The 13,456-nt window shown below is 66.7% G+C and carries 11 protein-coding genes; 8 read left to right on the top strand and 3 right to left on the bottom strand.

Annotation, left to right across the window (positions count from 1 at the left end; translation table 11 throughout):
- Nucleotides 1-2: 2 nt before the first annotated feature.
- The 3 genes from BST12_RS01930 to BST12_RS01920 all read right to left on the bottom strand — a co-directional run bounded on the left by BST12_RS01930 (nt 3) and on the right by BST12_RS01920 (nt 4,630).
- Nucleotides 3-1,202: an amino acid deaminase/aldolase gene (locus BST12_RS01930; RefSeq protein WP_083111316.1), complete on the bottom strand. Its 1,200-nt coding sequence runs from the start codon at nt 1,200-1,202 to the stop codon at nt 3-5.
- 63 nt (nt 1,203-1,265) lie between these two features.
- Nucleotides 1,266-3,176, bottom strand: a complete 1,911-nt coding sequence (locus BST12_RS01925) for a PE family protein (protein WP_083111315.1) — start codon at nt 3,174-3,176, stop codon at nt 1,266-1,268.
- A gap of 227 nt (nt 3,177-3,403) precedes the next feature.
- Complete coding sequence (locus BST12_RS01920) at nt 3,404-4,630, bottom strand: CaiB/BaiF CoA transferase family protein (RefSeq protein ID WP_083111314.1); 1,227 nt, start codon at nt 4,628-4,630, stop codon at nt 3,404-3,406.
- A 182-nt stretch (nt 4,631-4,812) separates the two neighbouring features.
- On the opposite strand from BST12_RS01920, the gene BST12_RS01915 reads away from it, so the two are divergent.
- The 8 genes from BST12_RS01915 to BST12_RS01880 are packed head-to-tail and all read left to right on the top strand — an operon-like array spanning nt 4,813 to nt 13,441.
- Nucleotides 4,813-5,697, top strand: coding sequence for a mycofactocin-coupled SDR family oxidoreductase (locus tag BST12_RS01915; RefSeq protein WP_083111313.1), 885 nt, complete (start codon nt 4,813-4,815; stop codon nt 5,695-5,697).
- 36 nt (nt 5,698-5,733) lie between these two features.
- The gene (locus BST12_RS01910) at nt 5,734-6,723 is read left to right on the top strand and encodes a thiamine pyrophosphate-dependent dehydrogenase E1 component subunit alpha (RefSeq protein WP_083111312.1); all 990 of its coding nucleotides are present in this window, start codon (nt 5,734-5,736) and stop codon (nt 6,721-6,723) included.
- A gap of 4 nt (nt 6,724-6,727) precedes the next feature.
- Nucleotides 6,728-7,726, top strand: coding sequence for an alpha-ketoacid dehydrogenase subunit beta (locus BST12_RS01905; RefSeq protein ID WP_083111311.1), 999 nt, complete (start codon nt 6,728-6,730; stop codon nt 7,724-7,726).
- Entirely contained in the window at nt 7,719-7,955 is a 237-nt protein-coding gene (locus tag BST12_RS01900; RefSeq protein WP_083111310.1) for a biotin/lipoyl-containing protein, read from the top strand. The genes BST12_RS01905 and BST12_RS01900 overlap by 8 nt, the downstream gene beginning before the upstream one ends.
- Before the next feature lie 14 nt (nt 7,956-7,969).
- Complete coding sequence (locus BST12_RS01895) at nt 7,970-8,839, top strand: enoyl-CoA hydratase-related protein (protein WP_083111309.1); 870 nt, start codon at nt 7,970-7,972, stop codon at nt 8,837-8,839.
- Between the two features lie 9 nt (nt 8,840-8,848).
- Nucleotides 8,849-10,381, top strand: a complete 1,533-nt coding sequence (locus BST12_RS01890) for an acyl-CoA synthetase (RefSeq protein ID WP_083111308.1) — start codon at nt 8,849-8,851, stop codon at nt 10,379-10,381.
- 25 nt (nt 10,382-10,406) lie between these two features.
- Nucleotides 10,407-11,756 (top strand): aromatic ring-hydroxylating oxygenase subunit alpha, encoded by a 1,350-nt coding sequence (locus BST12_RS01885; protein ID WP_083111307.1) that lies wholly within the window; start codon nt 10,407-10,409, stop codon nt 11,754-11,756.
- A complete protein-coding gene (locus BST12_RS01880) occupies nt 11,753-13,441 on the top strand; it encodes an FAD-binding protein (RefSeq protein ID WP_083111306.1) in 1,689 nt (562 codons plus the stop codon). Before BST12_RS01885 ends, BST12_RS01880 begins: the two co-directional genes overlap by 4 nt.
- Nucleotides 13,442-13,456: the final 15 nt, after the last annotated feature.

The raw sequence follows: 13,456 nt of genomic DNA, 5'->3' as shown, positions 1-13,456 counted from the left end.
CTTCACAGAAATGTCTGGCCCTCACCGCGGTACGTGGGGACGGTGTCGACGATGTGCCCGCCACGGATCAGATGCAGGCGGTCGAACCGCTCACACAATTCGCCGGCCTTGGTGTGGCGGAAGTAAACCCTATCCCCGACCTTCAGGCGCCTGGCCGGCTCGCCGTGCAACGGTGTCTGTACCTCGCCGGTGCCCTCCATCGGGTCCAGCTTCAGCCCGGTCGGCAGATAGGGAGTCGGCATGCGGTCCTTGGCCCCGACGCCACTGGCCAGGTAGCCGCCACCGAGTACGGTCACGGTTTTCGCGTCGGGCCGGCGCGACACCGGTAGCGCGAACATCGCCGCAGGCGCCAAGGTGAACGTCGAATAGGAGTCGAACAAGGTCGGCGCGTAGAAGCCCGACCCCGCGGTCGCCTCGGTTATAGCCGGCTCCTGGGCGACCAGCTGCAGGTCTCCGGTTCCACCGGCGTTGACGATCTTGAGGTCGGCGACCTCGCGAACCAACTCCACCGCGCGGGCGCGGCGCTCGCGCAACTCTGCGATCGACTGGCGCTGCATCCATCCGACCACGGCGTTTTGCGCGCGCTTGCCGGCGACCTGATCACCGAACCCGGCGATGTGGCCCTCATACGACATCAACGCGACCAGGGTGAGGGCCGGGCGCCGCCCAATCTCCTCGGCGAGCGCGCGTGCCTGTTCGGGCGTATGCAACGGCGAACGTTTGGGCCCGATCTTCACGCGGCCGCCGGCGCGCCAGTAGCCGGCGTCCAGATCGATGCACAACCGCACCGGCAGGTCGGTCGCGCTGCCGATGAGATCGAGGTGCTCGACGCTGTCCACCATGATGATGGGCGCCTGCTCGGGGGCCTCGGCGGTGAACTTGCCGAGATCGCGCAGCCCGGCCCGGTCGGTCGTCGGGTAGGCCAGCAACAGATTGTCGAAGCCGTGGCCGGCCAGCCACAGGGTCTCGGCCAGAGTGAAGGTCATCAGCCCGTCGAATCGGGCGTCGGCATCGAGGATTTCGCGTTGTAATGGTCTGCACCGCAAGGACTTTGACGCCACCCGGATCGGTTTGTCGCCGCCGCGCGCGAGCATCTGCCCGGCATTGGCCCACATCGCGTCGAGGTCTACGAAGGCAAACGGTGCGTCGTGGCCGGCAAACGCCTCTTCATAGCGCTGCAGTCGGCCCAGCGTGTCCAGCACGCCGTCACACTACTGAACAAGCTGGACTGTTGACAGCCGCTGTGCCGTGTCGCAACGCCGGACTCAGGTCCCCGGCGTCCCGTTCTGCCCGAACAGCAACCCGCCCCGGCCGCCGAGACCAGGCGTCCCGGTGCCGGTCGCATTGCCGCCGTTGCCGCCGTTGCCGATGAGCCGGGCCCAGCCGCCGTTGCCGCCGGTCCCATTTCCGCCCGGCGCACCGTTGCCCCCATTGCCGCCGTTGCCGATCAGAACGGCGCCCGAGCCACCGGACCCGCCCGCTCCTGCTCCCCCGGCGCCGCCGGTCCCGCCGGCGCCGCCATTGCCGAACAGGAAGGCGGCGTTACCGCCCATGCCGCCGTTGCCGACGCTGTTGGCCGAGCCGGCGCCGCCGCTACCGCCGTTGCCGCCGTTGCCCCAGCCCAATCCGCCGATACCGCCGTTTCCGCCGGTCGCGTAGAGAGTGCCGCCGGGGCTGGTGGCCCCGCCGTTGCCGCCGTTGCCGCCGTTACCGAATATCAACCCGCCGCGACCGCCCTCACCGCCGTTGCCGCCCACCGGCGCGACCTGTGGCGGCACCACGGCGGTAGCGCCGACGCCGATGCCGCCGCCGTTGCCGCCGACGCCGCCGGTGCCGATCAGTTGTGCCTGGCCGCCGTCACCGGCAAAGCCGCCGGAGCCGGCAAATCCGGTGGTGACCCCGGCGCCGCCGTTGCCGCCGACGCCGCCGTTACCGCCGGCCGCGCCATTGCCATAGAGGAAACCGCCCTGGCTGCCGGTGCCGCCCAGCCCGCCGACGCCACCGCCGCCGCCCTGGGCGGTGCCGGTGCCACCGGTTCCGCCGGCGCCGCCGTTGCCACCCGGCGCTCCGTTGCCGAACAGCCCGATCGCACCGCCGTCACCGCCGGAACCGCCGTGCCCGCCGAAGCTGGCCAGCGCCAGGGTCCCGGTTCCGTCACCGCCGTTTCCGCCTATCCCGCCGGCACCCGGGGTGCCGAACAGCAGGCCGCTCTGTCCGCCGTTACCGCCTTGCCCGCCGAACCCGCCGACGCCCTGAACGGTGGGATCGGTGACGCCGCCCAGGCCACCGGCTCCGCCGGCGCCTCCGAACCCGATCAGCGCCGCGCCGCCGCCGCCGGCCCCACCGGCCCCGCCGACGCCACCGGAAGGCAGGATCGGTGGCCCGCCGGGACTGACCGGGGGGGCTATCCCGCCGGTCCCGCCCGCGCCGCCGGTTCCGCCGAAGCCGTAGATCAGCCCAGCGCCACCGCCGTTTCCGCCGACACCGCCGGGCCCGGCCGGAATGGCGAAGGGAGGCTGAATGTTGGGTAGCGGCGCCCCGGCACCGCCGGTCCCGCCGGCGCCGCCGTTGCCGCCATTGCCCCACAACAACCCGCCGGTACCGCCCGCGCCGCCGTTGCCGCCCGCGGCGCCGACACCGGTCGCGTTGCCGCCCGCGCCGCCGTTGCCGCCGTTGCCCCACAGGCCGGCGCTGCCCCCGTTGCCGCCGCTCTGGTTGAGTCCACCGGAGCCGCCGTTGCCGCCGTTGCCGTACAGAAATCCACCGTCGCCGCCACTTCCTCCGGTGCCGTTGATGCCGTCGGCGCCGTTGCCGATCAAGGGACGGCCGAATAGGAAGTTGGTGGGCGCATTGATCAGGGCGAGCAGGTCCTGCTCGATGGATTGCGCCGAAGCATTGACCGCCTCGGCGACCGCATACGAATTCGATCCGGCGGTAAGTGCTTGCACGAACTGCTGATGAAACAGTCCGGCTTGGGCGCTCAGCGCTTGATAGGCCTGCGCGTGGGCGCCGAACAAGGCCGCGATGCCGGCCGAAATCTCATCCGCGCCGGCGGCCACCAGTGACAGAGTTGGCGCGGCCGCGGCTGCGTTTGCCGCGCTTATCGATGAACCCACAGTTGCCAAATCCGATGCCGCCGCCGCCAGAAACTCTGGCGTCGCGATCAGATACGACATGAGGACCTCCCGCGCCCGCTACCCCGGGCACCGCCCGGCCACCACCGAATCCTGGGCAAAGAGTATCGCGATCAAGCGATCAGACCGCGCATTTGACGTTCTTTGTTGTGCCGTTTTCGTACCGGTTCGGTCCGATACGGTAACGACGGAGATCGACGGAGATCAAAGTCGAACGCGGTAAACGATTTTGCTCGGCGGCTTGATGAAACCCGATGAATCGCACGAATTCACAGGATGGCGCCCAGATCTTTGGCCCGGGCGATGTCGTCCCAGTTCAGGTCCAGCTCGAGCAGTATCTCCTCGGTGTGCTGACCGTGCTCGGGCGCGCGGGACGGATCCGGTGGAGTTTCGTTGAATTGGACGGGCGCAGCAACGATCCGGTATTTCTCGCCGCGGTCGTCGACATTGGTCACCACATAGCCGTTGGGTTCAACTTGAGGATCGTTGAGCGTTTCGAGCGGCGTCGCCAGGGCGCCCCACACGCCCGGCTCGTCGTGCAGCACCTGCTGCCAATGCGCAAGGTCACGGCCGGCAAACGCATTCGCGAAGATCTCCGTTGCTTCGGCCGCGTTCGCGATGAGGTTCTTCGACGGCACGAACCGCTCGTCGTCGGCCAGCTGCGCAAGCCCCATACGTTTGCAGAAGCCGGCCCAGAATTTGTCGGGCTGCAGGAAGACCAGCTGAATCCACCTGCCGTCCTTCGTTTTATAGCGGTTCACAAGCGGATTGATGGCCAATCCCGGCGGCGCACCCGGAATGCCGTCGATGCCGAAGAAATCGGCCGCCGAGATGGACGGAGCGATCGCCCACATCGCCTGGGCCAGCAGCGAGGAGTCGACGATGCTCGGTTGGCCGGTGCGTTCCCGATGAAACAGTGCGGCGCACACGCCGCCGGCCAGCGTTGCGCCGCCCTGCAGGTCGCCGAAACCCGGGCCCTGGACGGCGGGTGTCTCGGTGCCGAACGGCGTGAGCGTGTACGCCACCCCGCCGCGCGCCAGATAGGTGGCGGCATCGAATCCGCCGCGATCGCGATCTGGACCGCGCACGCCTAGCCCGGTGCCCCTGGCGATGATGATGTCGGGGTTGAACGCGCGGATGTCGTCAACGGTCAGCCGGGCCCGCTCCAGGGCGCCGGGCAGCCAATTGGTCAGGAACACATCGGCAGAAGCCAACAGGCGGCCGAACAGATCTCGGCCGGTTTCGGATTTGATGTCGAGGGCGATGCTGCGCTTGCCGCGGTTGCCCAACTCGAGAATGAAATCGGCGTCAACCCGGGCCGCCGCGCGGGTGAAACCGCCAACCACCAACGCGCGGCCGGGATCACCGGACGCGACGCCTTCGACCTTGATGACGTCGGCTCCCCAGTCCGACAATGCGGCGCCGGCCGACGGGACATAGGTCCACGACGCCAGTTCAACCACCCGAACACCGTTCAGAACCTCTGACCCAAGCATCCCCTGCCAGCCCCTTCGGTCCGTCCCGGCATTTCTTGCTATTTTAGATATTCTAGCTACTGTAAGGGATATCGACAGCCCGGCTGCAGCCATGCGCAGTTAAATCGTGAAAGAGATGCGATGGAGCTGACCATTGGTCCGATCCCGAAACCCGGTGCGGTGCACGGGACCTGGGGGTCGCGATGGACCGACTAGCGGGCCGGGTAGCCGGGAAAGTCGCAGTGATCAGCGGAGCCGCGCGCGGCCAGGGCCGGTCGCATGCGCGCACACTGGCCGCCGAAGGCGCCGACATCATCGCCGTCGATTTGTGCGCCGACATCGAGACCAACGAGTACCCGCTGGCGCGGCCCGAGGACCTGGACGAGACGGCACGTCTGGTGGAGAAGGAGGGGCGGCGGGTCAGCACGGCGATCGCCGACGTCCGTGAGCGCAGCGCGCTCTCGACGGCAATCGACAACGGCGTCGCCGAGTTCGGTCGCCTGGACATCGTGGTCGCCAACGCCGGCATCTGCCCGCTCCCCGCGGGCCTGCCGCCGCAGGCGTTCGCCGATGCGGTCGACGTCGACCTGGTCGGTGTCCTCAACCTGGTGCATGCCAGCCTCAAGCATCTGAAGGCCGGCGCGTCGATCATCGTGATCGGATCAAACGCGGCATTCATGTCGTCTCTGAGCACCTCCGGCGCTGAGGGTGTGGCCGGCGGCCCGGGCGGCGCCGGCTACGCCTTCGCGAAACTCGCTGGCGCACATTATGTTAACGACTTCGCCCGGGCACTTGCGCCGTTCTCGATCCGGATGAACGCCGTGCACCCGACCAACGTCAACACCGACATGTTGCACAGTGCGCCGATGTACCGGGCGTTTCGTCCCGACCTGAAGAACCCCACCCGCGCGGACGCCGAACCGATCTTCCCGCTGGTCCAGTCGATGCCGATCCCCTACGTCGAACCGGAGGACATCAGCGAGGCGGTGCTGTTCCTGGCTTCCGACGCGGCGCGCTACATCACCGGTCAGCAACTGCGGGTGGACGGCGGCGGCTTCCTCAAAGTGAAACCGTGGTCGGGCGGCTAACCGGTTGGCGCCCAACATGACACGCGAAGGAGCACGATGAGCGACGGCAACGCCACGCCAGAGGTGCAACGCCGGCTCTACGCGTCGATGGTGTTGATGAAGGCCGCCGACGACCGGTTGTCCAAGGGCATCGGCACCGGGGAGTTCATGTGCGTGTATTGGCCCTCGCGCGGCCAGGAAGCCATTGCCGCGGCGATGGGCGTAGCGCTGCGCCCCGACGACCAACTGGTGACCACCTATCGCGGCCTGCACGATCTGATCGGCAAGGGCGTTCCGCTGGAAGAGATTTACGGCGAGATGATGGGCCGTACGGTCGGTGCCAGCCGCGGCAAGGGCGGCACCATGCACATCGCCAACCCCGATAAGGGGGTGATGCTTTCGACCGGGATCGTCGGCGCCGGACCTCCGGTCGCGGTCGGTCTGGCGATGGCCGCACGGCGCAAAGGCCTCGATCGCGTCACCGTGGTGAGCTTCGGCGACGGCGCCACCAACACCGGCTCGTTCCACGAGGCGGCCAACATGGCCGCGCTGTGGGATCTGCCGCTGGTCTTGTTGTGCCAGAACAACCTTTATGCGGAGATGACGCCCACCTCGGACACGATGAAGATCGAGCAGGTGGCCGAGCGCGCAGCGGGCTACGGCATGCCGGGCGTGCGGGTGGACGGCAATGATCCGCTCGCGGTGAAATCGGCACTGGACGAGGCACTGGACCGAGCCCGCGGCGGCGACGGTCCCACCTTCATCGAGTGCGTGACATTCCGCTTCCGCGGCCACTATTTCGGTGACCGAATGCCTTACCTGCCAAAGGACCAGCTGACCGCGGCGATGGCCGCCGACCCGGTGCCGCGATTCCGCAATCGGCTCGCCGCAGCCGGCATCTGCACCGAAGACGAGCTGGACCGCATCGACAACGAGGCGCTGCTTGCGGTGGAATCGGCCTTGCACACGGTCATGAACGCCGATGCCCCGTCGATCGAGGAACTCGAGCGCGACGTCTATGCCACCGCGATCAAGTTTCCGGTGTAAGCACATGGACGAGAAAGAGATGACGATGCGCGAGGCGCTCAACCTCGCGTTGGACCAGGCGCTGCAGGCCGACGACAGGGTCTTTCTGCTGGGCGAGGATATCGCCGATCCCGGCGCGTCGGGCCCCACCGCGGGGTTGTCGACGAAGTACGGCCACGACCGGGTGGTGGACACCCCGATTTCGGAAGCCGCCATTGTCGGCGCGGCGATCGGCGCCGCGATAGACGGCCTGCTGCCGGTTGCCGAAATCATGATCATGGACTTCATCGGGATCGCCGCCGACCAGCTGATCAATAACGGCGCCAAGCTACGTTTCATGACCGCCGGGCGCACCAGCGCGCCGATCACCATTCGCACCCAGGTGTATGCCGGTCTGGCCACCGGCGCAACGCATTCGCAGTCCCTGGAAGCGTGGTTCATGCACATCCCCGGAATGAAGGTGATCGTGCCGTCCACGCCGCGCGATGGCAAAGGGTTGCTCACCGCGGCGATCTTCGACGAAGATCCGTGCCTGTTCATCGAAACGATCCGCCTGCAGAGCAAGAAGGGGCCGGTCCCCGTCGATCCCGGCTTCGCAATCCCGTTGGGCCAGGCCGACATCAAGCGGGCCGGCACCGATGTGAGCCTCATCAGCTATGGGCGCGCCGTCCACGACGCCCTTGCCGCCGCGGCAACCCTGCAGGAGCAGGGGGTGAGCGCCGAGGTCGTCGACCTGCGTACGCTGGTGCCGCTTGACGTCGAAACCATCGTCGAATCCGCCCGCCGGACAAGGCGAGTGGTGATCGCCCACGACGCGGTCCAGTTCGGCGGGCCCGGGGCCGAGGTCGCCGCGATCCTGCACTCGGAGCTGTTCGGCGAGCTGGCCGCTCCGGTCGAGCGGGTGGGCGCCAGGTTCACCCCGATCCCCGCCGCGGCCACGCTGGAAGCTCAGATGTACCCGTCACCGCAACGAATCGCGGCGGCGGCACTGCGCACCCTGCAAAGGGCGGAACTGCATGGCTGACTTCATCATTCGCATTCCGCGCGTTTCGGTGGCGGTCTCGGAAGCCGAACTCACCGAGCTGCTCGTCGACACCGGCCAGCATGTCGAGGAGGGCACACCGATCTACGTGATCGCCACCGAGAAAGTGGAACAGGAAATCGAAGCGGGTGTGTCCGGAACCGTCCAGTGGACCGGCCGGATCGGAACCACCTACGACATCGGCGCTCAAATCGGCGTCATCACGCGATAACGAGAGGTAGCCATATGGATCTCAACGAGACCCGCGAGAGAATCATCTTCGAAAAAGAAGGGCCGATCGCGCGCGTCACGCTCAACTGGCCGGAGAAGGCCAACGCGCAGGACCAAAAGCTGGCCGAAGAAGTCGACGCCGCACTGCTGGACGCGGACCGCGATTACGACGTCAAGGTGCTGATCCTCAAGGCCAACGGCAAAGGCTTCTGCTCGGGGCACGCCATCGGCAACAACGCGGTCGACTACCCCGCGTTCGTCGAGGGCGCAAAGGTGATGGGCACGCCCTGGAAGCCGCAGACCGACCTGTTCGTCAAGCCGGTGCTGAACCTGTGGGAGTTCTCCAAGCCGACGATCGCCCAGGTCCACGGTTACTGCGTCGGCGGAGGCACGCACTACGGGCTGACCACCGACATCGTCATCGCATCCGAGGATGCATACTTCTCCTATCCGCCGCTGCAGGGCTTCGGGATGCCGTCAGGCGAATGTTCTATCGAGCCATGGGTTTTCATGAACTGGCGGCGTGCGGCTTATTACCTGTACCTGGCCGAGGTCATCGACGCCAAGAAGGCGCTGGAGGTCGGCCTGGTCAACGAGGTGGTGCCCCGCGACCAACTCGATGCGCGGGTCGAGGCGATCGCCCGGCACATCGCCCAGGCGCCGATGACGACGCTGCTGGCCACCAAGGCCAACCTCAAGCGGGCCTGGGAGCTGATGGGCATGCGGGTCCACTGGCAGAGCTCCAACGACCTGGTCGCGCTCGCGTCGATCAGCAAGGACGTGCAGCAACTGATCCAGACGGTGTTCAAGGACAAGGTGCTGCCCTCCGAGCAGGCCCGGCGGCAGGCAGCCGCGGCCGCCTCGAACGATGGCGCGACATCGTAGGGCCTGCCCGTGAACATCGCCGACCACGCGACAGCAGCCACGCAGGCGCCGGCATTGCTGCTAACCGACGGCGATAACCCGGCGAGCGCAATCTCCTACGGCGAGTTGTATGGCCGCAGCCAACGGGTCGCCGCGGTGCTGCACGAGGCGGGGCTGCGGCGCGGCGACGGCGTGGCCCTGGTCCTGCCGAACCGGCCCGAGTTCTTCGAAATCACCTGGGGCTGCCAGCTTTCCGGGCTCTACTACACCGCGGTCAACACCCACTTCACTTCCGACGAAATCGCCTACGTCGTCGACGACTCCGAGGCGAAAGCAGTCTTCGTCGACGCCGACATGGGCGCGTCGACGGCCGGGCCGGCCGCCGAGGTGCGCATCGCGGTCGGCGGTGCTGTGCCGGGCTGGCGCAACTATGAAGAGGCATTGGCGGCCGCCGGCGATGCGCCGCCGTTGTCGGACGGGTCGGAGATGCTCTACTCCTCGGGAACAACCGGGCGCCCCAAGGCCGTTCGCCGCGCCCTGCCGGTCGACGGCAACGGGTCGTGGGCGCAGGCGGTGCTGGAGATGGCACTCACCCACCGCTACGCAATGGACTCCTCGAGTGTCTACCTCTCCCCCGCGCCGCTCTATCACGCGGCCGGCGTCAACTGCACCATGGCAGTGCATCGCGTGGGCGCGGCAGCGATTCTGCTGCCCAAGTTCGATGCCGAGACCGTCTTGCGCCTGATCGAGACCCATCGCGTTACTCATGCGCAGTTCGTGCCGACGATGTTCGTGCGGATGCTGAAACTGCCCGAGTCGGTGCGCAACCGCTATGACGTTTCGAGTTTGCGGTGCGTCATCCACGCGGCGGCCCCCTGCCCGGTGGACGTCAAGCACCGGATGATGGACTGGTTCGGGCCCATAATCCACGAATATTACGGTGGCACAGAGGGATTCGCCGGAACGGCGATAGACCCACAGGAGTGGCTGGCGCACCCGGGCTCGGTCGGCAAGCCATTCAGCCCGGTGCATGTGGTCGGCGACGACGGCGCTGAACTGTCACCCGGGCAAACCGGCGAACTATTCTTCGAAGGCGGACCCGCCTTCGAATACTTCAAAGATCCGGTCAAAACGGCGTCGGTTTCCAATGAACGCGGCTGGCGGTCGCTGGGCGACATGGGTTATCTCGACGAAGACGGATACCTGTACCTCACCGACCGGTCGACGTTCATGATCGTCTCCGGTGGCGTCAACATCTACCCGCAGGAGGTCGAGAACCTTCTCGTCATGCATCCCGGCCTCGTTGACGCAGCGGTGTTCGGGGTGCCCAACGACGAGTTCGGCGAGGAGGTCAAGGCCGTCGTCCAGCCGGCTGCCGGCGTCAAGCCGGGGCCGGAACTGGAAGCCGAGCTGCTCGCCTACTGCCGCGCCCACCTGGCCGGCTACAAGTGCCCCCGCACAATGGAATTCGACGCCGCACTACCACGTGACCCGAACGGGAAGCTGTACAAACGACGCATCCGCGAACGCTACTGGCAGGGCCGGATGTCGCGGATCGTATGAACGAGGGTATGAACGAGGAAAAGCCATGGATGTGAACTGGTCGCCACTTCCGGTGCCATGGGCGGTTCAGTCCGCCGATCGCATTCCCAAGCAGCGGTACTACGACCCGCAGTTCTACGCGCTGGAGAACGAGGTGTTCTGGCCCCGCGTGTGGCAGATGGCGTGCCGACTCGAGGAGATCCCCAAGACCGGCGACTTCGTCGAGTACGAAATCCTCGACCAGTCGGTCATCGTCGTGCGCCTCGATGCCGAAACCGTGCGCGCCTACCACAACGCGTGCCGGCACCGCGGGGTGAAGTTGGTGGAGGGCAACGGGTCCCGGCGCACCTTCGTCTGTCCTTTCCACGGCTGGTGCTGGGGTATCGACGGCCGCAACACCTTCGTCCTGCGGCCCGACGTGTTCGACGAGCACAACCTGGATCCCGAAGACCTTGCGCTGGTTTCGGTGCGATGTGAGGTGTGGGGTGGTTGTGCGTGGATCAACCTCGAAGACGACGCCCCGCCGTTGCGCGAATGCCTCGAGCCGTTCGCCTCGACCTACGACGCCTGGAAGGTCGAATCGCTGCGCACCGAGTGGTGGCAGTCGTGTCGGCTGCCGGTGAACTGGAAGCTGGCGACGGCGGCATTCATGGAGGGCTATCACGTCCCGCAGACCCACCCCCAGCTCTTGCCGTCCGCGCAACCCGATGCCAAACCCGGACTGATCCAGACCAGCCTCTACTTCATGCGAACGCTCGGTGCGGGCATGGCCGGGATGACCCACGAGAATGACATCCGCATCGCCGAGGGCCTGCAAAACCTAGAGCTGCCGGACGATCCCGCTGCGGCGATGGCCGTCTGGAAGAGCACCCTGAACGACGCCGTGGTCGCCTGGCACCGGGCCCGCGGATGCGACATCCCCGACCTCAACGAGTTGCAGCGACGCGGCATCGTCGACTCGATCGGCTTTTGCTTCCCGCACTACTTTCTGCTGCCGCAGTACAGCAGCGCCTCGTCGTACCGGATCCGCCCGCTCGGCCCGGAGGAGACGCTGTTCGAAATCTGGTCGCTCACCCGCATTCCGCCGGAGCAGATCACCGGCAGACCGCAACCGCCCGAGCCGATGGCGCCGGATGATCCGCGCTGGCCACCGATCCCGGCCCAGGACTTCTCCAACCTCCCCAGACAACAGAAAGGGTTGCACTCCAAAGGCTTTGAGTACATGCGACTGTCCAGCAGAATCGAGGGGCTGATCTCGAATTTCGAGCGTGTCATCGACGGCTTCCTTGCCGGACTGCCCCATGACGCACTGGTTCCGGCAATTCAGCAGACCAACACCACCATCGACGTGCCGATCGTCGATCTGGGCTTCACCGCGCAGGCGCAAACACCATGAGCACCAACTGGGATCACTCGGTCGACCTGCTGATCGCGGGCAGCGGTGGTGGCGGTATGGTCGCCGGGCTTGCCGCGCTCGATTTCGGGATCGAGCCGCTGATAGTCGAAAAGCAAGCCCTGGTAGGCGGTTCCACCGGACTGTCCGGTGGCATGGTGTGGCTGCCCAACAACCCGCTGATGCGCGCCGACGGAATCCCGGACTCGCACGAGGACGGCCTGGCGTACTTCGATGCCGTCGTCGGCGATATCGGTGCCGCCTCAGCACCGGCCCGGCGGGCGATGTTTCTCACCGCCGGCTACGAGATGATCGCCTTCTTGATGCGCAAGGGTGTTCGCTTCGTGCGGTGTCCGGGCTGGAGTGACTACTACCCGAATCACCAGGGCGGCAACGAAGCCGGCCGCGCCATCGAGGGTGTCCCGTATGACGCGGCGGCGCTTGGGGATTGGCGTGCAAAGGTACAGCCATCGATGAGCAAGAACTACGGCGGCTTCGTAATGAGAACCAACGAGCTGCGCGCGGTGCAGTATTTCAATCGATCGCCGCAAGCATTCGGTGTGGCCGTACGCGTCTTCGCGCGCACCAGGGTGGCGCGGCTGCGCCACCGTGAGATGCTCACCAATGGCGCATCTTTGATCGGTCAGATGCTCGAGGCGCTGATCGATACCCGTCCCGATCCGCCGCTGTGGACCAACGCCGCGATGCAGGATTTGATCGTCGAGGACGGCCGGGTGGTCGGTGCGCGGGTCATCCGCGACGGGGTTTCGCTGAATGTCCAGGCGCGCCAGGGTGTGCTGCTCGCGGCGGGCGGCTTCAGCCGCAATGCGGACATGCGGCGCCGATACAGCGGCGACCAGCCGAACGAGGCCAGCTGGTCCATCGCCAACGCCGGCGACACCGGAGAGGTGTTGCAGACCGCGATGGCCTTGGGCGCCAAGACCGATCTCTTGGACGAAGCCTGGTGGTTGCCTTCGGTTTTCATCGCTGATGGCGGCGACGCGGCGAAGGCACTCGGAAGTGGCCGCCAGCGGCCGGGGGCCATCTATGTCGATGGCAGCGGCAACCGATTCTGCAACGAGTCGAATTCCTACGTCGAGGTGGGCAAGGCGATGTACGCCAATAAGGCGGTGCCCTGCTGGATGGTGTTCGACGAGGGCTATGTGCGCAGATACGTCTCGGGCGCGAATCCGTTCAAGAAACGCCGCCTTCCCGACAGCCTGATCCAGGCGGGCGCCGTCCTACGCGGCCACACCGTCGCCGAGTTGGCCGCCCAGATGGAGGTACCGGCCGGCGCGCTGGTGCAAACGGTGGAACGATTCAATCGTTTTGCGGCCGACGGCCTCGACCCTGATTTCGGCCGCGGCCAATCGGCCTACAACGACTGCCTGGGGGATCCCGGATATCGCCCCAATCACGCGGTAGGCCCGCTCAAGCAAGCGCCCTATTACGCGACGAAAGTCGTTCCCGCCGATGTCGGAACGTGTGGCGGAGTGGTCACCAACGAGTACGCCCAAGTGCTCGACAACGACGAGCGCGCGATCGATGGGCTGTACGCGACGGGCAACATCACCGCGACCGTGATGGGGCGAAATTATCTCGGAGCGGGCGGCAGCATCGCTTACACGATGGTGTTCGGCTATGTCGCCGCGCGCCACGCCGCGCGCCGCGCCGCGCGCCGAGCGTGACACTGCAGTCGCAAT

Source organism: Mycobacterium angelicum (assembly GCF_002086155.1).
Lineage (GTDB): Bacteria > Actinomycetota > Actinomycetes > Mycobacteriales > Mycobacteriaceae > Mycobacterium > Mycobacterium angelicum.
The sequence above is the reverse complement of the archived record's forward strand: the minus strand, read 5'-3'. Positions and strand labels throughout refer to the sequence as shown.